The sequence below is a fragment of the Streptococcus sp. FDAARGOS_520 genome (assembly GCF_003812685.1).
GTDB lineage: Bacteria > Bacillota > Bacilli > Lactobacillales > Streptococcaceae > Streptococcus > Streptococcus agalactiae.
This window is the reverse complement of sequence record NZ_CP033810.1, coordinates 1,213,245-1,235,000: the sequence shown is the minus strand read 5'-3', so window position 1 is coordinate 1,235,000 and position 21,756 is coordinate 1,213,245. Positions and strand designations below refer to the sequence as shown.

Genomic DNA, 21,756 nt, shown 5'->3' with positions numbered 1-21,756 from the left:
TCGCATCATATCGTAACTCGCCGGTTCATTCTACAAAAGGCACGCTCTCACCCATTAACGGGCTCGAACTTGTTGTAGGCACACGGTTTCAGGTTCTATTTCACTCCCCTCCCGGGGTGCTTTTCACCTTTCCCTCACGGTACTGGTTCACTATCGGTCACTAGAGAGTATTTAGGGTTGGGAGATGGTCCTCCCAGATTCCGACGAGATTTCGCGTGTCTCGCCGTACTCAGGATACTGCTAAGGTTAATCTATCATTTTAAATACGAGGCTGTTACTCTCTTTGGCTTACCTTCCCAGGTAATTCTTCTATAATGATTAATCCTATATCGCAGTCCTACAACCCCGAAGTGTAAACACTTCGGTTTGCCCTCCTGCCGTTTCGCTCGCCGCTACTAAGGCAATCGCTTTTGCTTTCTCTTCCTGCAGCTACTTAGATGTTTCAGTTCACTGCGTCTTCCTTCTCATATCCTTAACAGATATGGATACTAGTCATTAACTAGTGGGTTCCCCATTCGGACATCTCTGGATCAGCGCTTACTTACAGCTCCCCAAAGCATTTCGTCGTTAGTCACGTCCTTCTTCGGCTTCTAGTGCCAAGGCATCCACCGTGCGCCCTTATTAACTTAACCTTATTAACCTAGTTTCTTTAAAACTAGAAAACTCATTAAATATTCACAGCGTTTTCGGTTTATTTTCTTGTTACTTTCTACAATCTATTTCTAGATCGTGGAATTTGATATAGATATTCAATTTTCAATGAACAATTTGAACCTTTCGATTCAATGGAGCCTAGCGGGATCGAACCGCTGACCTCCTGCGTGCAAAGCAGGCGCTCTCCCAGCTGAGCTAAGGCCCCACAAGACCTCTCAAAACTAAACAAGACGCAAATGGCAGGTTTCCTTATCCTTAGAAAGGAGGTGATCCAGCCGCACCTTCCGATACGGCTACCTTGTTACGACTTCACCCCAATCATCTATCCCACCTTAGGCGGCTGGCTCCTAAAAGGTTACCTCACCGACTTCGGGTGTTACAAACTCTCGTGGTGTGACGGGCGGTGTGTACAAGGCCCGGGAACGTATTCACCGCGGCGTGCTGATCCGCGATTACTAGCGATTCCGACTTCATGTAGGCGAGTTGCAGCCTACAATCCGAACTGAGATTGGCTTTAAGAGATTAGCTTGCCGTCACCGGCTTGCGACTCGTTGTACCAACCATTGTAGCACGTGTGTAGCCCAGGTCATAAGGGGCATGATGATTTGACGTCATCCCCACCTTCCTCCGGTTTATTACCGGCAGTCTCGCTAGAGTGCCCAACTTAATGATGGCAACTAACAATAGGGGTTGCGCTCGTTGCGGGACTTAACCCAACATCTCACGACACGAGCTGACGACAACCATGCACCACCTGTCACTTCTGCTCCGAAGAGAAAGCCTATCTCTAGGCCGGTCAGAAGGATGTCAAGACCTGGTAAGGTTCTTCGCGTTGCTTCGAATTAAACCACATGCTCCACCGCTTGTGCGGGCCCCCGTCAATTCCTTTGAGTTTCAACCTTGCGGTCGTACTCCCCAGGCGGAGTGCTTAATGCGTTAGCTGCGGCACTAAGCCCCGGAAAGGGCCTAACACCTAGCACTCATCGTTTACGGCGTGGACTACCAGGGTATCTAATCCTGTTTGCTCCCCACGCTTTCGAGCCTCAGCGTCAGTTACAGACCAGAGAGCCGCTTTCGCCACCGGTGTTCCTCCATATATCTACGCATTTCACCGCTACACATGGAATTCCACTCTCCCCTTCTGCACTCAAGTCCTCCAGTTTCCAAAGCGTACAATGGTTAAGCCACTGCCTTTAACTTCAGACTTAAAGAACCGCCTGCGCTCGCTTTACGCCCAATAAATCCGGACAACGCTCGGGACCTACGTATTACCGCGGCTGCTGGCACGTAGTTAGCCGTCCCTTTCTGGTTAGTTACCGTCACTTGGTAGATTTTCCACTCCTACCAACGTTCTTCTCTAACAACAGAGCTTTACGATCCGAAAACCTTCTTCACTCACGCGGCGTTGCTCGGTCAGACTTCCGTCCATTGCCGAAGATTCCCTACTGCTGCCTCCCGTAGGAGTCTGGGCCGTGTCTCAGTCCCAGTGTGGCCGATCACCCTCTCAGGTCGGCTATGTATCGTCGCCTTGGTGAGCCTTTACCTCACCAACTAGCTAATACAACGCAGGTCCATCTCACAGTGAAGCAATTGCTCCTTTTAAATAACTAACATGTGTTAATTACTCTTATGCGGTATTAGCTATCGTTTCCAATAGTTATCCCCCGCTATGAGGCAGGTTACCTACGCGTTACTCACCCGTTCGCAACTCATCAGTCTAGTGTAAACACCAAACCTCAGCGTTCTACTTGCATGTATTAGGCACGCCGCCAGCGTTCGTCCTGAGCCAGGATCAAACTCTCATTAAAAGTTTGAGCTTTGCTCTTTTCTGTCTCGCTGACAGATTTATTGTTTTTTTGTCATTGACGGATTTACAATGTAAATCCACCCTGCACATTCGTTCGTCTTGTTCAGTTTTCAAAGGTCTTTGCCTCTCTTGAGACAACTTCTATATTCTAGCAAACTTATTCTGCTTTGTCAACTACTTTTTTTTAAGTTGTTAACTACGCGTTACTAGAAGCTGCTCTCTCGAGACAACTTATTTAGTTTACTACATCATCTCTTACTTTGTCAACTCTTTTTTCATACTTTTTCTACATTTTCTGAAAATGTAGATCAGACTCAAGCTTAACGATTCTTTTTAAAATCATTAAATTTTAAAACAAATTTCAGACATGTTGCCAAAGTTTTGATATTATTACTATAATATAGTTTGTAGAGGAGAATAATATGGGCCAAGAACCTATCATCGAATATCAAAATATCAATAAAGTGTATGGGGAAAATGTTGCGGTTGAAGACATTAACCTTAAAATTTACCCTGGTGATTTTGTTTGTTTCATCGGTACGAGTGGATCAGGTAAAACAACATTAATGCGTATGGTTAACCATATGTTAAAACCAACAAATGGTACTCTATTATTTAAGGGAAAAGATATTTCTACTATTAACCCCATTGAATTAAGACGCAGAATTGGATATGTTATCCAAAACATTGGTTTAATGCCTCATATGACCATTTACGAAAATATAGTTCTTGTACCAAAATTATTGAAATGGTCAGAAGAAGCTAAAAGAGCTAAAGCAAGGGAACTTATTAAATTAGTTGAATTACCCGAAGAATATTTGGATCGCTACCCTAGTGAGTTGTCTGGCGGTCAGCAACAACGTATCGGTGTCATTCGCGCTCTTGCAGCAGACCAAGATATTATTTTAATGGATGAGCCTTTTGGAGCTCTGGATCCTATTACTAGAGAAGGTATTCAAGACTTAGTCAAGTCTCTTCAGGAAGAAATGGGGAAAACTATCATCTTAGTTACTCATGATATGGATGAAGCCCTCAAGTTAGCAACAAAAATTATTGTTATGGACAATGGTAAAATGGTCCAAGAAGGGACACCCAATGATCTCTTACATCATCCTGCTACTAGTTTCGTTGAACAAATGATTGGAGAAGAGCGTCTCCTTCATGCGCAGGCTGATATTACTCCTGTTAAACAGATAATGTTAAATAATCCTGTTTCAATAACTGCTGAAAAAACACTAACTGAAGCTATTACACTAATGCGCCAAAAACGCGTTGACTCACTTCTAGTAACCGATAACGGTAAATTAATTGGTTTTATTGACTTAGAATCTCTAAGCAGTAAATATAAGAAAGATCGACTTGTTTCTGATATCTTAAAACATACTGATTTTTATGTTATGGAAGACGACTTACTTAGAAATACTGCTGAGCGTATTTTAAAACTTGGTTTAAAATACGCTCCAGTTGTTGACCATGAGAATAACTTAAAGGGCATTGTTACTCGTGCATCCCTAGTTGATATGTTATACGATATTATTTGGGGCGATACTGAAACGGAGGATCAATAATGGTCAATTTCTTATCACAGTATGGCATGCAAATATTAGTAAAAACATGGGAACAAGTCTATATCTCATTCTTTGCTATAGCACTTGGGATTGCAATTGCTGTTCCATTGGGTGTGGTCTTAACACGTTTTCCCAAAGTAGCCAAAATTATCATTGCTATAGCTAGCATGTTACAAACTATACCAAGTTTAGCCTTATTAGCTTTAATGATTCCATTGTTTGGAATTGGAAAAATCCCAGCTATCGTTGCTTTATTTATTTATTCCTTGCTTCCTATACTAAGGAATACTTATATAGGTATGAATAATGTCAATCCAACACTTAAAGATTGTGCTAAAGGGATGGGAATGAAACCTATTCAATCTATATTTCAAGTTGAGTTACCTTTAGCTACTCCAATTATTATGGCTGGTATTCGCTTGTCTACTATTTATGTTATTGCTTGGGCTACATTGGCTTCTTATATAGGTGCAGGTGGACTTGGTGATCTCATTTTTAGCGGGTTAAATCTTTTTCAGTCCAAATTAATTCTAGGGGGCACAATTCCTGTTATTATCCTGTCACTTATTATAGATTATCTTTTAGGATTACTGGAAACAGCTCTAACGCCCAGAACAACAAGAAGGGAGGCTTAGATATGCTTAAAAAATCGCACTTTTTACAGATATTTACACTTTGCTTAGCCCTCTTAACGATTTCTGGTTGTCAATTAACCGATACTAAAAAGTCTGGTCATACCACAATTAAGGTTGCTGCCCAAAGTTCTACAGAGTCTAGTATTATGGCAAATATTATCACCGAATTAATTCATCACGAATTAGGATACAACACAACTTTAATAAGCAATCTTGGTTCCTCTACGGTTACTCACCAAGCTTTGCTCCGTGGTGATGCTGACATTGCTGCCACACGTTATACAGGAACAGACATCACAGGGACTCTTGGTTTAAAAGCTGTTAAAGACCCTAAAGAAGCTTCTAAGATTGTAAAAACTGAATTCCAAAAACGCTACAATCAAACTTGGTATCCTACTTATGGTTTTTCTGATACTTATGCATTCATGGTTACTAAAGAGTTTGCCAGACAGAATAAAATCACTAAGATCTCTGATCTTAAAAAATTATCAACAACTATGAAGGCAGGGGTTGATAGTTCATGGATGAATCGCGAGGGAGATGGATACACTGATTTCGCTAAAACATACGGTTTTGAATTTTCACATATTTACCCTATGCAAATTGGCTTAGTCTATGATGCGGTTGAAAGTAACAAAATGCAATCTGTATTAGGCTACTCCACTGACGGTCGTATTTCGAGCTATGATTTAGAAATTTTAAGGGATGATAAAAAATTCTTTCCTCCTTATGAAGCCTCTATGGTTGTCAACAATTCTATCATCAAAAAAGATCCTAAACTAAAAAAATTACTCCATCGACTCGATGGTAAAATCAATTTAAAAACGATGCAAAACCTTAATTATATGGTAGATGATAAACTTTTAGAACCTTCAGTTGTTGCCAAACAATTTTTAGAAAAAAACCATTATTTTAGAGGAGATAAATAAATGAAACAAATGAATACTTTCCAACAATTTATCTACTACTTCCAACATAATGGTAGTTATATCTTAGAACAATTTATCCACCACTTTTTAATTTCAGTTTACGGCGTTATTTTAGCTGCAATTGTTGGTATCCCTCTAGGTATCTTCATCGCTAGACGTGGTAAAATTAAAACCTTTGTTATGGGAATCGCAAATGTCATCCAAACCATTCCTTCTTTAGCTATGATCTCTATCATTATGTTAGGTCTAGGGCTAGGTATTAAAACAGTAGTTGCAACTGTCTTTCTTTATTCTCTTCTGCCAATCATCACAAATACTTACACTGGTATTAGAAATGTTGACTCCGACTTACTAGATGCTGCTAAAGGAATGGGCATGACTAAGCGTCAACGTTTATTTATGGTTGAGTTACCACTATCTATTTCCGTTATCATGGCTGGACTTAGAAATGCCCTTGTTGTAGCAATTGGTATTACAGCCATTGGTGCTTTCGTCGGGGGAGGCGGACTTGGAGATATCATCATAAGAGGAACTAATGCAACAAATGGTGGTGCTATTATCTTAGCAGGATCTCTTCCAACAGCCCTTATGGCAATTTTCTCTGATTTAATCCTAGGCGGTATCCAACGCATGCTTGAACCAAGAAAATAACTATTAAAAACTTGTCAGTAGAGACAAGTTTTTTTGATGTTTCAGAATAATTTCTTAAGTTCTAAAATTGTTTTTTACTATAGCTAAATCCTAATCCTCCCAATATAGCAATGGCACATCCTATAACAATAAAGCTAACATTTGATAAGGCAAATGAAAAGATAGTCATAAATAGTGTTCCTATAGGCATAAACATAATAGCAATAGTAAATATAGTCGACATCACACGCCCCATATACGCTTCATCGACCCTGATTTGTACCTGACTGAAAAAATGAATATTAAACATTGTCAGAAGACTATTAAAAAGAAAACTACCACTGTAAGGTATCCATATCGGTAATTCAAATAGAGATGGGAATCCCATAACTATGACTCCCAAACTACTGAATACTAGCATAGATAGCATAGAATTAATACTAGATTTAATTTTTCTAGCAATAAGCGCTCCAATAATTGATCCGATAGCTGATATACTAAGTATTGTTGCATAAGCACCTGAAGTTTTTAATAGGGAGTTAGTAAAAGGTAAAAGATAATTGAACATTGCTAGGAAAGTGTTTAATAAAGCAGCAATAATTAGAAAAAACATAATTTCTTTTTCTTTTTTGATGTAAGTAAATCCATCTGCAATATCAGCTAAAATATTTTTTATCGCTACCTTTTCTTGTTTTGAAAGCTGTACCCTTTCCACTTTAATAGCATAAAGAAACAGGAAAGAGATCAAAAAAGTAATCGCATCAACAATTAAAGTAATCCTAATACCAAAATTATTAAAAATAAGGAAACCTAAAACAGGGGAACTTACACTAATAATTTGCACAATGGTTTCCAGATTAGCATTATAGGTAATGATATCAGCTTTATCTACTATTTCAGGAATATAAGATTTATAAGCCGGAGAAGAAAAAGCATTGGAAACCGCTAAGATAGCATTAGCAACTATTAGACCATACACCATTACTTTATCATCTCCAATAAAAGAAAGTAAGAAACACATGATAGCACAGATAGCATCTGTTATTAGTAAAATTTTTCTTCGTTGAAAGCGATCAGCTAAGGCGCCTCCAAAAGGGTTGAGGACAATAGAAACCAACAACTCTACTATCTGATAAATACCTAAAATCTTTTGTCCTAGACCACCCATCGAAGCAATCCAAGTACTATTTCCATAATCATAAAACACATCACCAAGTTTACTGACTGCTCGACTAGATAGTAATTTTATACCATTAATATTCATAATTCCCTCCTTAGTTCGACATTATAGCAAACCAAAAGGAGAAATATTAAAAAATCCCATAAATGGGATTTTTTATAATCTTGTTACCCTATTAAAGTGTTCCTGAAAATTTTCAACATGATGTTTAGAACCAATTGCTTGGAAGCAAAAAATAGCTTGCTTCATGCTTTGTATTCCTCGACTATCCCCTTTAGCATAGGCAAGAAATCCTTTTTCATAGAGTAAAATAATACGGTGATAAGCATTCCGCTCATTATTTAAAAGTGCTTCAACTTTCTCTAGAAAAAACGTTGCTTCTTCTAGAGCGCGCCGTTCTATTAGTGTCTCTACCACATTTAGGAGGGTTGCTTCGACAACATTGCGGTTTGTATAAATATCTCGATAATATTCCTTTTGATTGATAACCTCTTTAACAAGTTGGCAAATATGCCTTGTGTTGTAATACCGGTAAAGATTTCCAATCAAAATATAGTCACTAATTTCCCAACTATCCTTTTGAAAGAGGTAATCCGACAAAAAGCAAAGGTCTTCTTCCGACATTTTTCTTGAGGAGTCACATTCACATATCATTCCTCTAAAAAGAACTATGTTTAAACGACAACGTATATCTGAACTATCCTTTTTTAGTTTACCTTCTTCCACAGAAATCATCTTTTCTAACCCAGCTACGTCTCTTTGATAATGATATTGAGCCATCTGAGACATTAAAGATATCTGATCAGATTTTTGATATTTATTTACTCTATCCATAAATTCGCTAATTGATAAATCAATTGCCTCTAAAGCCCCTAAAAATTTTGTTAATGATAAATCTGATTCACCCCTCTCAAATCGTGATAACTGAGAAACAGAAAGTTCATTTGAAGCAACCTGTTTAAGAGAAAACTGTCGATTAAGTCGAAATTCCCTAAAAATAGGGACATATTTAAACATTAGTATTCCTTTCTAACCGTAATCTCATTGGTAAACTTATGAGGTAATTTCAATAATTTATATTTACCAACTTTAACCAATATATGAGCTGATATATAGTCATTTTCTTTTATTTGTAATATCATATCACAAGTTCTTCTAAATCAACATATGTTAATTTATCTGGGAATTTTTCTCGTAAGGTTACTTTCATATATTGAGTACTTACCATACAAAATTCCTCCATCATATACTCTTTTTTTCAATTATAAATTAAAATAGAATCATCTCATCTAACTTTGTCATTGCCTTTGTGCTATTTAAAGTAGTTATTTAAATTTACAATGGTTTCTCAAGTATTTAGAAGTTTTAAAAATGACTTTAGGACAATTTTTGAATATTACACAAAAAACACCCCATGGTGTGAACCATGAAGTGCTTCCAATCGCTGATATATAGGTATATATTAACGTTTTGAGGATTGTGATGCTTTACGGGCTTTTTTTAAACCTGGTTTTCTCTGACAACTGTAATATATGGTGTTATATGGTATAAACTAGCTAAAAATCAACAATTTATATCCCAAAAGTGCACTATGTATTACAATATGTTCGCGGAGGGGTTATCAAAAAATTTGTTTTCGGGGCTTATAAAATAAAGAAATTAATTATTTATAATTTGATTGAGATACTTATCATTTTTAGCTTCATTTTTATCTATTGCTTTACCAAAATGTAAATAATAAACTTTGTTATCCTTCATGTAAAATGTTATGTCTTCTAATCCAACTTGATTATTTTCATATCTATAATAACTATCAGGATAGTAAGCTTCCTCAACATTTTCACTCGATTATAAATCATCATAACTACCTTTATTTAAATCTACCTGTGCCTTTACTTTTTCCCCAAATTGTCCTACAAGTCCTGAATCTATTTGATTTGCTATCGTTTTAATTGATGATTTGGCCGTCTCAGAAACATTATCAATCTTGTCACTATAAGTCATCTTAATAGAATCAGCTTCTTCTACTATTTCAGGGGCATAGACAATCCTTACTAAAGCTCTTTGAATTTGCTTTTTGAATTCTTTGTCTTCTTTGGTTCCTTTCAATACAGCGCCTATTAAACTCATTTATTGCCTCTTTCACTTTATAGTCCATCTGAATTAGTAGTATTTTCTTCCTTCTAAACTAGAAATGTCATTTTCTAATTTTACTCGGTCTTTTAGAAACTGTGTCCGACTATTTTCCTCTTGGACAATGATAGTCTGTTTATAGTTTTCATATTCATCAATTAATTCCATTTGATAACTTTCAATTATTCGATTTAAACTCATAAAAGTCGAACCATCTGAATCATTTTGTCTCAAAAGGTGACTTGTCTCTTCATAGACTTCTTGTAAATAAGTCTCTAACTCGTTCTTTTTATCCTCAAGGCTATATAATTTATCTTCTATCTCCATATTTTCGCGATGATAATTATCTTCCAATTTCCCTAGGTTTATTTTTAGACTATTAATTTTGTTTTCATTTTGATCTAGTACTGTGACCATTCCTTAAATTCTCCTGCTAATTTGGAGTCCTCTTCTAGCAATTTTTGGACACCAGATTCAATTTGTTTTTGAAGATTAATATATGAAGTTGTAATCTCTTGTGCATTAGTAACTTTTTCATCAAAGAAAGTTTCAATTGGTGTTACTATGGTGTCCTCTCTAACTCCGCCCTCACTATATGTATCAGCTAATTCTTCCGGACTTAAATCTGTTATACCAGGAGGCATCACTTTAGTTTTTGCAAATAGTTCTGATGCTTTTTCTTTAACTAATTCAGCATTCTTCTTGATATCATCAGAAGCTGTTTGAGATGCCGTGGTTAAACCGTTAGCAATAAATATAGCCTGTTCAGAATCTAAATATACTTTTTCACTATGACTAAGTTTGCCTCCAGATTTTTTTAATTTAGCTTTAGCTTTTTGAAAATGAACTTCTTCATAAAGAACAGACTGAACAGCTGGTGACTTAGGATTTACGATGTTACCTTTTTCATCTTTTAACTTACCATCATCAGTAAATTTCCAACTCTCTATTTTATGACTTTTACCATTTACCCATTTCACGGTACCATAATCTTTATCATCTAGTTTATTAAAATCGTTCCACCAAGTTACATTATCCTCTTTATGTCGAAAATTCACAAAATATTCAGGATGCTTAGCCATGAATTTTTTTCATCTTCATTTAAAGTGCTATACCTAAACCATCCATTAAATACTGTAGTCGGGATATGATATTGAGCACCTAATTTTAACATATATGCAGATTGAGAATAGCCTGAAAGCTGAGTCACAGTCCATTTGTCATGTGACTGTACGTCTTTTAAAAATTTATCAGCTGATTTTAACTGAGTCGAACTTTGATGTGGTTGAGCAGATGAAACTGCGCCAATTAAATCTTTATAATTACTTGAATCCGTTGCGGCGGATATAACTGCAACACTGTTATAATCTACTTTACCCTTGATAATTGGTGCAACTGCCATACCCTGATAGCCAGACATATCGTCAGGAGAAGTTTTTAATACCTTAAATTTTTTTCTATCTTCTGTTGTAATAATATTTGTTTCGTTATCTTTCTGGGGTAAATCCGTTATGACAGTTGAATGATTTTTTTCTGCATAATCGGGGTTAACTGAATATACATTATCTCCAATATTGAATTCACGAAGTTCTTTCTCGGTATATGTAAATACCATTATTGTATCTTCTCCTGACCATCTGAAAAAATAATTTTTATAGTTTTTTTGTTTTACCAATTCTTGAATCAAAAAAATTCATATTTTTTTCATTAAATTTTCCGCTATAATTTTTTTTCGATTCCAAATTATGTGTAATATTATAAACAATAGATTTTTTATCATTAAATGAAATCTTTACAGTACAATGCCAATCTCCAGGAATTTCAGTTGAAACAGGATGTGTGATTTTTATTTCTTCTATATTCTCATAGGAATTTTTCAATGCTTTGACTAGACTAACTTCATATTCTCGATTCCGTTTTAGTTCTTCTTTTCTTTGTTGTTCTTTCATATAAAATCCTCCGCTAAAAACAAGTATGAATAATGCAACTATTAGTAGTATTATTTGGGTACTCTTTTTCATTTTTACTCCTTTATGAAACAATTACATCATCTAGCTATAATATATCAACTTAGGAGAGCTTATGCCTTCCTAAGTTAAACTTATGAATTTGAATAAGCCAATTATTTATTAATTTGTGAGGCAATATCTGAGTCTGTTTGTTCGACAACATCCGCAACTTTCAATAATTGTTGATTTATATCTTCTAATAATTGTGCAAATTGTGTGATTTTTGGAGATAATTCATTGAATTGGGCTTCAAAGCTATCAAATGCTGTACCATCCCAATTTTCATCAATAACAGCTTGTTCTTGAGTCAAAACTGTTAACACATCTGTAATTGATTGTGATCCTGTTGTATATTTTTGTGCTGAAATACGGAGTTCTTCAGGTGTTAGTTTAATTTGTGACATCATTTGCTCCCTATTTTTTTAACTGCAGTATAGCATATTTAGATGTTCCTTACACAGATAAAACTCATAATAGGTTAATCTATTAAAAATACAAACAGCGATTTATATTACATTTACCTTACTTTCAAAACAGAAAGGGTTATCAAAAGGTTTTAAAAAACACCTTGCAAGACTTGCAAAGTGCTTTGAAACGTTGATATAATCGTACTGATTAACATTTTGAGAATTGTGAAGCTTTACGAGCTTTCTTAAGACCTGGTTGGTGGCACCTACATCTCTTTAAATACTAAAAGTCTTTATTACCGCACTTTTGTCACTATGTACTTTTCACTTTATGTTATATAATTTCAAATAATTTCTTTTAAATAAGGTAAATTTCTCAACACTTCCAAAAAAATAGAATACTGAGCTAGAGGTTATCTTATTAGACAAGGAGCCTTTTTTATCTCAATTAAATGAAAAAATATAAAATTGCTCAAAACAAGGAAAAAGGTCTTCAAATCAATGTTTGAAGGCCTTGAACTATACCGGTACCGGCGGCCGAGATTTTAATACTTTAGTTAAAATTACTTTATTGATTTTAAAGCATTTGGGCAATCTAGACTACTTAAAAAGTAGCTTATTTTTTAATTTTTTGGGAGAAAAATTGAGAAACTTTTATAAGCTCTGATTTAATCAATCTAAATATGTACCAAAGATTTACAATAAATCTTTGATACAAGATATTCTATAAAATTTCAACTAATTTGATTTAAATAAAGTAATTCTTTTATTATTATGACTTTATAATTTCTTTAGAAAGTCTGTCATAGTATTCACTTTTCAACAGTGGACTTTCTATATTTACTTGACTAACTCTTGAATCAATATACTTCAAATTATCTTTGATAACTGAAAAGAATGTTTGACTTTTTAAATTTAAAAATTTTGTATTTATCGCAGAAAACATCTTTTCCAAAACCTTTTCATCAGTCTCATTTTTTACAAATGAATCAATAGCAAAAGGCAGACTGATGTTAGATTTACTATCTATTAAGTTCATATAAACAAGGAAAAATGTCAATAAATCCTTATTTAAATTTGTTCCACTTCCCTTTAATTTATCAAAATTACGAAATTTTTTATCAGTAATTCCTGCAGAACCGATTTGAACAGAGAGCTCATTTTTAAGTTCTTCATACTCTCCTTCAATTTCTTTAGCCCTCTGGTTAAGTTCTTTTTTTAGTTTGATGACTTCTTTTTTGAGTTCACTAATATTTGAATCAAGTTTTGTTTTTTCTAGATTTTCTTGAATTTCTAACTTTTTCAGTTCCGATAAAACATTTTGATTTACATATTCTTCAATATTAGATAGTTGTTTTAACTCTGCTAAACGTTCATGATACTGATAAAATTGTTCTTCCAGTCGTTCGATTGCCCCTTCTTTTTCCTGAACTTTTCTTTCAGATTTGTCAATTTGTTGGGAAATTTCATCCATTCTAACGTTGGTAGCAAGTTCATTATCTGCTAACTCCAATCGCGTTAAGGATTGTTCCCTTGTTAAAATCGAATGACAATAAACGCATTCGTGTTTAATATTAGAAAATCTTTTCTTAGTCTTACTTGATAATTTCTTGAGTTCCTCTAAATCTTGTTGTAAGATATCAAGTTTTATTCTTTCTTTGGATAGTTCACCTATTTTTTCAGTAATCTCTTTTGAAAACTTATCTGTTTCCCGAATATAAAAGTTCAATTCTTTTTTCAGTTCTTCAAAATTTTTAGGGACTGTTTCTGTAACATTCTTTTGAGAACGATATGTTTCATATACAGATTGAATTTGAGTAATTTTTCCATTGACTAAATCCAACTGTTTTGAATACTCATTCTTTTCACTTTCTTTGTCAAGAATCTTACTATCAGAAATGTTTAAATAATAATCAATAACATTTTTTGGAAAGTCACTTGGTTTATATCGTCCTAAACCTTCAAATGAGTCTTTAAATAATTTCCCGTCCCATGATTTATCTTGGTCAATATACATTGGGCTCAGAAGAGCCTCAACAGATGCTAAACTAGGGGTGTCGCTATTTTTACTAACCAACTCCAGATTCATGCCCAACTTTTTTTGAAACCATGAAGAATATTCTTTGAAATTTTCAAACACCTGAACTCTTCCATTGTCTGAAATTGAAATAACTTTATTGTGTCTTTTTATCAAAAAATCCTTATCATCAATAGAGACTTCCAGCTGAAAGATATAATCGCTATTGTTCCAACCTTTTGGGAAAGACTTAAGATTGGCTCCCAAAGCATAATAAATTGATTTAACTAGACTAGACTTTCCCTCGCCGTTTGTACTACTGACTATTAGATTTGCTGAATCAGAAAATCTAAATTTATTAGCTTTTTTGTTTTCATAGTCTACTATCAAAAGACTTTTTATTACTAGTTTATTCATTAGCAATCCCCTCCAAAATATCGCAGTACGCTGATATCCCAATAGCATACTTACTATTCTCCGATAATGTATGCATTTCAGATAAATCAAACGATTTGGGTATCAAAATAGTCATTTCTTCGTTTTCTAATCTGTCTTCATCGCTTTTAAAAAAACTAATAACAGCTTTTTTAGCAGTCATATATTCTAAGATAATCTTTTTTTCTTCTCGTTTAATCTTTTCGTTTTTTATAGATGTAAATCCAAATTTTTTTAACTCTTTATCAAACCTTGCTTTTGCAGTTATTTTTTGTAAAATTAGATTTAATTCTTCTGATGTAATCTTTTTAAGTTCTTTATCAGCATCTGAGTGTATTTCTTTTTCTGATTTTTGGATAATTTGCTGTAATAATTCATCAAGGATTACATCATCTCTATTATCAATAGAAATTTTCTGATTCGCTAGTTCCCCTTTTAAAAATGTCCTAGCAGCGCTGATATTGTTATCAAAATCAGTTTTCACTAACGAAAAGTTTTTTGTTTTAGGATTGCTAACTTTATTTTTCTGACTATCAGATAATAGCCATGAGCTATAGAAAAGTTCCTCTGTATCTATTTGCTCCTGCATTTCCTTCAAGTCTTTTTCATTAAAATTATACACCACAATCTTATACTTAGAGTCATCTGTACCAGACGATAGATTTTTTTCAAAGATTGACGGTTTATTATTAGTGGTACTCAATAATTTTTTAATACTCATGCCTTTTTGTCCTTTAACCTGAATATAGGCATGATAATCATCATCGTACATAACTTCAAAATCTTCGTCTGCCTCTACATATATTGAAAAATTAGGTTTTTTGTAATTTCTAATTGCAACTAAGGACACAACACAATTTTGATAATTGAATCCCTTTTGTGCAATTGCCCCACCATTATCTTTTGCCATAAAATTTCTCCAAATACTAAAAACTTAAATCAATTACTTCTGTACTACCAAATAACAAACCTCTTTGCTTATTTTTTATCCGCCAAGCGTTACCGTGATTCTTACCTACATACTTTCCTGCTGGTGTAGTATAGCCTCGCCAATCATAAGTAATTGCTCCTGATTTTATCAGAGAAAGAAAAGTCATAAATTGTGGTGAACGAGTTAATTCTGCTTCAACGTACTTGAATTGACCTACTTCGCCGTCCATTTTAGATTCAACTTTCACCCATAAGGTGGCTGGGTGTTTTTTATGTAATTCTTCCTCTAGAGCTTCAAATGTCCAAAAGGCAGTTAAAATACTCTTTTTGTTTTCCTGTTTCCGTAGCTCAACAATATTATCGCTATCATTAACTTCCAGATAGAAACCTTGATTGTTTTGAGGATTTTCTTCTGAACCTATTGTAATGTATAAGCTCTTATATCCCAAATGCTTATCTGAGTCATAGCCATACAGACGAGCAAACGCCGACACTCTACTCCTATCATTCGGTTCAAATTCTGCTACGGGCGTTCCTTCGAAATTTGGACGTAAAGTAAATAGGGTATCTAGGGTTTTAGAGGATTTTGATTTTAGCTCAATGATTCCTTCAAAATCAGCTTCTTGGCTATTATTGGTTTGAATTCCCAAAAGTGATTCTAGGGTATCTCCAGCGTCTTTCGGTGCAATCTTACCTGCCCCCTTAGAATTATTATGAAAGCCTTGTCTTGCTATGGCTTTAATCTGTGGAATTAATCTATTTAGTGAATCTTCAACTTTATCTTGTCCAAATAGTTCTATAATAGTACTATTTTGTGGAATGCTATGTGTAACATTAAATAATGTAAGTTCTTTTTGATTATTTACGGTTATATAAATCAAGTCGTTTACATTGATTTGAGATGACTTAATGAACTTCCCTAATCCATATATCCAAAATCTTTCATCTCCTCTTTTGTTAGCTTTATAGAAACTTATTTTTACCCTATGCTTTTGGTTGTCCAGTACAAGATTAGCTGTCAAATAAACTTTATCAGTCAAGTTCCTAAAATCTAACAAGTCATTATCTAATAGCAAAGTTCTTAGAAATCCATTTGCATCAATAATACTTTTATTTAGCATAGTTTGTGTCAATCTGATAACAGTGTAGTCATTAGAATTATACTTATGTAGATTATTGATAACCTCTAACTCATCATCATATGGAATAAATTGCATTAGCTTTCTCCCCTCTTAAATAAATCAGCAAGCGGAACTTCCATTTCCTTAGCAAGGCTTTCTATTGTTGAAAAATATACGTCTGAGTATTTACCATTTACAAGATTACTTATCGTAGATTCTCTTACTCCACTGGAATTACTTAGTGAAAATTGTTTCCAACTTCTCAAATATAATTTCACATTCTGTATAAGTGTATTTTGATATTCTTCTACAGAATTTAGAGTAAAGTTTATAGAAGCACTTAATTTATTGCTTCTAATAAGGAGCTCTGGAAAATTTATTAATAAGACATTAGAAATTGCTATTAAAGTTGAAAGTTTAGGACTATACTTTTCATTAGAAGATAATAGTTTATTAACAGTTTGCCTGCTAAGATTCGCCTTATCAGCTAACTCATTTTGCGTTAATCCGCTTGTGTAAAGTAACCGTTCAATATTTTCTTTAACATAGCGTTCCATATCTATTTTCTCCAACTATTGTTTTTATTTATATTAAAGCTTTTAATTATAATAAAATTCATTTTACTTTACATTTTGACTGGTTTTAGAAAAAATTTACTCATGTATAAAGTAGAAAAGTAGTAACACCTGGACTTTTCAATGAAATTCTGATATACTACTAAAGTAATAAATACATAATTCGAGGTAAATTATGCCCTATGCAATAGACTTATTCTGTGGTGCTGGCGGATTCAGTGAAGGAATTCTACAAGCTGGATTTGATATTATCTTCTCTAGCGATAAAAGCCCAATGGTAGAAGAAACTTATACAAACCGACATAAACAACTAGGTTTAGTAGAAGGTGTTGATACACACTTTGAACTCGCAGATATAAAAGAATTAACTTCTGATAAAATTTTTCAATCTATTAACTCATTAAAATACGGAAATATTTTTGAAAGAGGGACTATTGATGTCATTTTTGGTGGTCCTCCTTGTCAAGGATTCAGTCGTTTAGGAAAAAGAGATTCCAAAGACCCTAGAAATATGCTCTTTCATGAATATTTGCGTATTATAAAAGATGTTATGCCACGTTATGTTGTTATGGAAAATGTAACTGGTATTTTAGATATGCAGATGTTAGACTTCCCTAGCGTACTCAATGATAGAATCTACGGGGGACAACATTTGGTTCAGTCCATTCTTAGAAATGAGCTGGAAGAATTAGGATATACTTTACTTGATGTGCAGGTTCTTAATGCTGCAAACTTTGGTGTCCCACAACAAAGAAATCGTGTTGTATTTCTAGCATACCGTAATGACGTAGCACCCATTCAATATCCAGAAAGTGATAATGATATTCCAAACGCTACTGTCTATGACGCTTTAGGAGACCTTTATGGTGGGGAATTTAGCTATGAAACAAATTATTCCCTACAAAGTCGACTGGGTAGGACTCCTAATACTGATGGTCACCCCATTACAAATGATAATCCGTTGAATATGGAAATCTCAAGACACGATGATATTGTCACACAGCGATTCTCACTATATCAACAAGGAGAAAATAGAGCTAAAGCCGTTAATAGAATCCAATTAGAAGGACTAGAATTAAAAAGGGACTATCCAAACCTATTTATTGAAAGTCTATTTCAAATCAATGGTAAAGCTAACCAGCTTCACATTATCAAGCAACTAAAAAAACAGGATTTGCTTCAAGAAAGTTTTAAATCCGAGAGATGGTTACAATTTACCAATCGTCAGCTTGGGTTATTATCAATGAACGATACGGATAACTCTGCTAAACAACATATTTTAAAATCATTAGCGCTTAGATTAAAAACTTCATTTGAGGAGGCTGAACTATTTTGGAATGAAATCAAGAACCAGTTGAATTCAGATATTACGGAAGATAAGTTTTCAAAAATGCTAAGAGATGGAGATTTAACTCCTGAAGCAATCGAAGCCATCTTTACTAAAAAGAGTATTCGAGTTCGTCTTGACCAAAATAGTGTCTCACCAACTATGGTAACATTACCAGATGACTATATCCACCCATTCTTTAACCGTGTTTTAACTGTTAGGGAAATGGCTCGGCTGCAATCTTTTGATGATAGTTTTGAATTTCTTGGGAAGCGTACCACTGGTGGAGATAAACGGGCAAAAGAGACACCACAATTTACTCAAGTAGGTAATGCTGTCCCACCATTACTGGCTAAGGCAATTGCTGAACAGGTGATGATTGCTCTAAACAATGATTAAAAAGCTTTTTATATACTCCAAATATTTCATTTTGAATTATGTCTGTAACATTTTTCTAGTATAATACTATAAAAGGAGGTTTGGAAAATGAAAAAAATACTTAGTCTATTACTTTTAGGAATTACTGCTATATTTCTAATATCTTGTTCCAAACAAAATAGCCTTTATGGAAAATATTATGATATCTATGACGGTAAAGCTAAACTTATTTTAGAGTTTAATGAAAATGGTGGGAGATTTTACGAGAATGAAACCCGTGCTATAACGAATATTGATACTAAAAATAAGACTTTTACATTTTCTGTTAACGGTCGTGACGTTGTTGTTACCTACGATTTAAAAGAAAATGGCACTTTAAAGTATGATACAGGTAGTTATTTTACTTCAGGTAATGAAAATATTGCATACAAAAAGGATAGTGAAGCCTATAAAAAGGCACTGAAAAAATGACTTAGAGATTTTCTCTAGGTCATTTTCTTGTTATTAAAAGAAGTTTTGCATGTCGTTTAGCTTCTACTTCTGTCACTTGTTTGGGATTCCAAGCATAGCTAATAGATTGCCCCTTATCATACAATCCCCAGATTTTGAACTTTGGATAACATTGTTTTATCAAAGAGGTGAATTGAGTATCTGCTAACTCTGGTAAGTCAATATCTGAAATGAAGTTTGATTGATTTATTAAATAGTTGAACTTATCTAATGCGCTAGGTTCAAATTCATTGTAATCAGAGATGATATAGTCTTTCACTTGGTCAAAGTAGCCGACAATGTGTTTGTTTTTTCTAGTTAGGTAATCCTCTACAATCTGTTTTGCGGATAGTCTATTGATGTCTAATTCAAAATTTAAGAAGTCTGTCAAACGAGTTTTGAGAGCTTGACCAGAAACTTGTAGTGTTGCTTCTACCTCTTGAAAAGCCATTTGCTGGTAAAAAATCTTAGTTAGAAGCACAATATCAGGCATTAAGAGAAAAGCTGAGTAAAAATTAGCCTCTCTTTCTTGTAGAGAATCATCATGAAAATCAGTGAATACTCGCCCACTGTGATGTAATAAGATGTGCCCTAATTCATGACATTTTGTAAAATTTTGACGAGTAATAGAATCACTATCTTGATAGGAAATCGTTAAAACATCATCATTGATATTAAAACCTGCTATATCTATCCGGATATGGTGAGGAATAACAAGTATATTTTTCTTGTCAACTTCATAATTAAAGTAATCCTGAAAAGTATAATAAAGAGGATGTACTTTATTTAATTTCATGAATGGATAAAGTGTTTGTTTGACACGATTCCAAACATTAAAGTAAATTCTTTGCACGAAACATCAGTCTTTCTTTTCTTTATTCATAGCCCTAATGGCTTTTTCTCTCTCTAACAGAAATTCTCTCAAATCTTCTTCTAGTATTTTTTTCTCTTCATCAGATAAATTTTTAGAAGTTTTCCGATATAGAACTTCAAATGTTGATAAATCAATCTCATCTGAATTTTTGTAGTCAGATTTACCCATTAAATAATCAATGGATACATTGTAAAAATTCGCTAATTTAGTAATAACTGATTGTGTTGGGTTAGCTTTAGCATTTTCCCATTTAGCATAGGCTTGCTGAGAAATCCCAAATTCTTTTGCTACATCGCTTTGTGTTAGATTGGCTTCTAAACGCAGAGCTTTTAAGCGTTCAGGAAACATTTTTGTACCTCTTTAAAAAAAATTAATTTTTTTACAAAAAACCCTTGACAATACAACCTATAAGTTGTATTATATATTTACAACCTGAAGGTTGTGTAAGTCTTGTTAATACTAAACCTAAAATTATGAAATAGATAAATTTAATAAAGTATGAAAAAGGTCGATATTAACAAAAAGATTTAAATTTGTCCTTTGAAAATTGAATAAAAAAGTGCGTCAGACAACCTCACTCAAGCTTAGCTGACCAACACACAATAATCATTTAGCAATTATTATTGTACAGGTTTTATCGCAAAAAGTCAAGGAGGTTGGAGTAGATGAACAAAAAAATCCTTTGGAGTTATCTCACGCACTCGGCTTTTTGCCCCTCTTGACCGGATAACAAAGGGGAACTGCTGGCGCTGGTGGCGTCGGAAATGCTGACAGGTAAGATACGTTCTGCTGGGGTAAGCATAGGCGGTTAATCGTGGCTATAGTGAAGTGAGATGACTATAATAACAGAGATTAGTCAAGTACAGCTATATAGAGCGGTGATAACAACACTGAGTGTGCGACGATACGAGCACGCCCTAAACAGAGGATTCATCTGTTTAGACGAGTAGAAAACACTTAAAAAAATACAAATGATTGACAATGTAAACTATATGGATTACAATAAATAATGAAAGGTGGTGGCATTTATGGCAACTGTACCAACTCAAATTCGGATTGATGAAACTGTAAAAGCCCAAGCAACTTCATTATTTAATGACTTGGGAATGGATATGTCTAGTGCGGTCAATATTTTTCTTCGTCAATGTCTATTGCGTGGTGGACTTCCTTTCACAGTTGAAGTTCCTAATTATAGTCAAAAAACCTTAGAAGCTCTGGCAGAAGCTAAACGAATCTCTCGTGATAAAACGATCGCTTCTTATGACAATCTAGCAGATTTAAAGAAGGCTCTGGACGCTTAGATGTATCAAGTCAAGTTCACCTCTACTTTTAAAAAGAGCTATAAAAGGATTAAAAAGCGAGGCTTAGAGATGACACTCTTAGATGAAGTGATTGAAAAACTCCGTCTAGGTCAGACACTCGAAGAAAAATACCGTGACCATGAACTCAAAGGAAACTTTGTTGGCTTTAGGGAATGTCATATTAAACCAGATTGGCTCTTGATTTATCTGATTGAAGACGATATTTTGACTTTAACCTTAGCCGACACAGGCAGTCATGCGGATTTGTTTAAGATGTGAAGACAGTTCTTTGTGAGCTGTCTTTTTTGTTTTCTACTCCTTTAAGCTGATGAATCATTAGCCTATCCATGTCCTTTC

The 21,756-nt window shown here is 34.2% G+C and carries 21 protein-coding genes, 1 tRNA gene, 2 rRNA genes and 1 pseudogene (1 of these 25 cut by a window edge); 8 read left to right on the top strand and 17 right to left on the bottom strand.

What is annotated here, in order from left to right; genetic code table 11:
* From EGX96_RS06565 to EGX96_RS06555, 3 genes are all read right to left on the bottom strand, one after another.
* Positions 1 to 632: ribosomal RNA gene (locus tag EGX96_RS06565) — 23S ribosomal RNA — on the bottom strand (it extends 2,268 nt beyond the left edge of the window).
* A gap of 154 nt (positions 633 to 786) precedes the next feature.
* Positions 787 to 859, bottom strand: a tRNA-Ala gene (locus EGX96_RS06560).
* A gap of 54 nt (positions 860 to 913) precedes the next feature.
* A 16S ribosomal RNA gene (locus tag EGX96_RS06555) occupies positions 914 to 2,462 on the bottom strand.
* Together the 16S and 23S rRNA genes with 1 tRNA gene alongside form the textbook arrangement of a ribosomal RNA operon.
* Before the next feature lie 421 nt (positions 2,463 to 2,883).
* On the opposite strand from EGX96_RS06555, the gene EGX96_RS06550 reads away from it, so the two are divergent.
* The 4 genes from EGX96_RS06550 to EGX96_RS06535 are packed head-to-tail and all read left to right on the top strand — an operon-like array spanning position 2,884 to position 6,244.
* A complete protein-coding gene (locus EGX96_RS06550) occupies positions 2,884 to 4,029 on the top strand; it encodes a betaine/proline/choline family ABC transporter ATP-binding protein (protein WP_000529592.1) in 1,146 nt (381 codons plus the stop codon).
* Positions 4,029 to 4,664, top strand: coding sequence for an ABC transporter permease (locus EGX96_RS06545; RefSeq protein WP_000247051.1), 636 nt, complete (start codon positions 4,029 to 4,031; stop codon positions 4,662 to 4,664). Before EGX96_RS06550 ends, EGX96_RS06545 begins: the two co-directional genes overlap by 1 nt.
* 2 nt (positions 4,665 to 4,666) lie before the next feature.
* Positions 4,667 to 5,593, top strand: a complete 927-nt coding sequence (locus tag EGX96_RS06540) for an osmoprotectant ABC transporter substrate-binding protein (protein WP_000914798.1) — start codon at positions 4,667 to 4,669, stop codon at positions 5,591 to 5,593.
* Positions 5,594 to 6,244 (top strand): ABC transporter permease, encoded by a 651-nt coding sequence (locus EGX96_RS06535; RefSeq protein WP_000812157.1) that lies wholly within the window; start codon positions 5,594 to 5,596, stop codon positions 6,242 to 6,244.
* A gap of 61 nt (positions 6,245 to 6,305) precedes the next feature.
* On the opposite strand, the gene EGX96_RS06530 is transcribed toward EGX96_RS06535, so the two are convergent.
* The 12 genes and pseudogenes from EGX96_RS06530 to EGX96_RS06460 form a co-directional block, all read right to left on the bottom strand.
* A complete protein-coding gene (locus EGX96_RS06530; protein ID WP_001024508.1) occupies positions 6,306 to 7,487 on the bottom strand; it encodes an MFS transporter in 1,182 nt (393 codons plus the stop codon).
* Positions 7,488 to 7,559: 72 nt separating this feature from the next.
* Positions 7,560 to 8,420: a helix-turn-helix domain-containing protein gene (locus EGX96_RS06525; protein WP_000477654.1), complete on the bottom strand. Its 861-nt coding sequence runs from the start codon at positions 8,418 to 8,420 to the stop codon at positions 7,560 to 7,562.
* A gap of 831 nt (positions 8,421 to 9,251) precedes the next feature.
* A complete protein-coding gene (locus EGX96_RS06505) occupies positions 9,252 to 9,533 on the bottom strand; it encodes a hypothetical protein (protein WP_000052406.1) in 282 nt (93 codons plus the stop codon).
* A 33-nt stretch (positions 9,534 to 9,566) separates the two neighbouring features.
* On the bottom strand, positions 9,567 to 9,953 hold the full coding sequence (locus EGX96_RS06500; RefSeq protein WP_000259069.1) for a hypothetical protein: 387 nt from the start codon (positions 9,951 to 9,953) through the stop codon (positions 9,567 to 9,569).
* Positions 9,938 to 10,618: a hypothetical protein gene (locus EGX96_RS06495; protein ID WP_001865565.1), complete on the bottom strand. Its 681-nt coding sequence runs from the start codon at positions 10,616 to 10,618 to the stop codon at positions 9,938 to 9,940. Before EGX96_RS06495 ends, EGX96_RS06500 begins: the two co-directional genes overlap by 16 nt.
* Positions 10,591 to 11,151 carry a hypothetical protein gene (locus tag EGX96_RS06490; protein WP_001865562.1) on the bottom strand — a complete coding sequence of 187 codons (561 nt, stop codon included), beginning with the start codon at positions 11,149 to 11,151 and terminating at the stop codon, positions 10,591 to 10,593. Before EGX96_RS06490 ends, EGX96_RS06495 begins: the two co-directional genes overlap by 28 nt.
* Positions 11,151 to 11,557 (bottom strand): annotated as a pseudogene (locus EGX96_RS06485) (hypothetical protein). The gene EGX96_RS06490 and the pseudogene EGX96_RS06485 overlap by 1 nt, the downstream one beginning before the upstream one ends.
* Before the next feature lie 101 nt (positions 11,558 to 11,658).
* Entirely contained in the window at positions 11,659 to 11,949 is a 291-nt protein-coding gene (locus EGX96_RS06480; RefSeq protein WP_000078283.1) for a WXG100 family type VII secretion target, read from the bottom strand.
* A 775-nt stretch (positions 11,950 to 12,724) separates the two neighbouring features.
* Positions 12,725 to 14,386 carry an endonuclease gene (locus EGX96_RS06475; RefSeq protein ID WP_123957827.1) on the bottom strand — a complete coding sequence of 554 codons (1,662 nt, stop codon included), beginning with the start codon at positions 14,384 to 14,386 and terminating at the stop codon, positions 12,725 to 12,727.
* On the bottom strand, positions 14,379 to 15,314 hold the full coding sequence (locus EGX96_RS06470; protein WP_001030085.1) for a dsDNA nuclease domain-containing protein: 936 nt from the start codon (positions 15,312 to 15,314) through the stop codon (positions 14,379 to 14,381). The genes EGX96_RS06475 and EGX96_RS06470 overlap by 8 nt, the downstream gene beginning before the upstream one ends.
* 16 nt (positions 15,315 to 15,330) lie before the next feature.
* Entirely contained in the window at positions 15,331 to 16,551 is a 1,221-nt protein-coding gene (locus EGX96_RS06465) for an MvaI/BcnI family restriction endonuclease (protein ID WP_001159665.1), read from the bottom strand.
* Positions 16,551 to 17,012 (bottom strand): helix-turn-helix transcriptional regulator, encoded by a 462-nt coding sequence (locus EGX96_RS06460; protein WP_000443123.1) that lies wholly within the window; start codon positions 17,010 to 17,012, stop codon positions 16,551 to 16,553. Before EGX96_RS06460 ends, EGX96_RS06465 begins: the two co-directional genes overlap by 1 nt.
* A gap of 193 nt (positions 17,013 to 17,205) precedes the next feature.
* On the opposite strand from EGX96_RS06460, the gene EGX96_RS06455 reads away from it, so the two are divergent.
* Complete coding sequence (locus EGX96_RS06455; protein WP_001145976.1) at positions 17,206 to 18,756, top strand: DNA cytosine methyltransferase; 1,551 nt, start codon at positions 17,206 to 17,208, stop codon at positions 18,754 to 18,756.
* Positions 18,757 to 18,843: 87 nt separating this feature from the next.
* Positions 18,844 to 19,206: a hypothetical protein gene (locus EGX96_RS06450; protein ID WP_000722890.1), complete on the top strand. Its 363-nt coding sequence runs from the start codon at positions 18,844 to 18,846 to the stop codon at positions 19,204 to 19,206.
* A gap of 19 nt (positions 19,207 to 19,225) precedes the next feature.
* On the opposite strand, the gene EGX96_RS06445 is transcribed toward EGX96_RS06450, so the two are convergent.
* Positions 19,226 to 20,077, bottom strand: a complete 852-nt coding sequence (locus EGX96_RS06445; protein WP_172581992.1) for an ImmA/IrrE family metallo-endopeptidase — start codon at positions 20,075 to 20,077, stop codon at positions 19,226 to 19,228.
* Positions 20,078 to 20,083: 6 nt separating this feature from the next.
* Complete coding sequence (locus EGX96_RS06440; RefSeq protein ID WP_000483806.1) at positions 20,084 to 20,446, bottom strand: helix-turn-helix domain-containing protein; 363 nt, start codon at positions 20,444 to 20,446, stop codon at positions 20,084 to 20,086.
* Between the two features lie 680 nt (positions 20,447 to 21,126).
* Here EGX96_RS06440 and EGX96_RS06435 point away from each other — a divergent pair.
* Both EGX96_RS06435 and EGX96_RS06430 read left to right on the top strand, forming a co-directional pair.
* Entirely contained in the window at positions 21,127 to 21,399 is a 273-nt protein-coding gene (locus tag EGX96_RS06435) for a type II toxin-antitoxin system RelB/DinJ family antitoxin (protein ID WP_000246822.1), read from the top strand.
* Entirely contained in the window at positions 21,400 to 21,678 is a 279-nt protein-coding gene (locus tag EGX96_RS06430) for a type II toxin-antitoxin system YafQ family toxin (protein WP_000285204.1), read from the top strand. It begins immediately after the preceding gene.
* Positions 21,679 to 21,756: the final 78 nt, after the last annotated feature.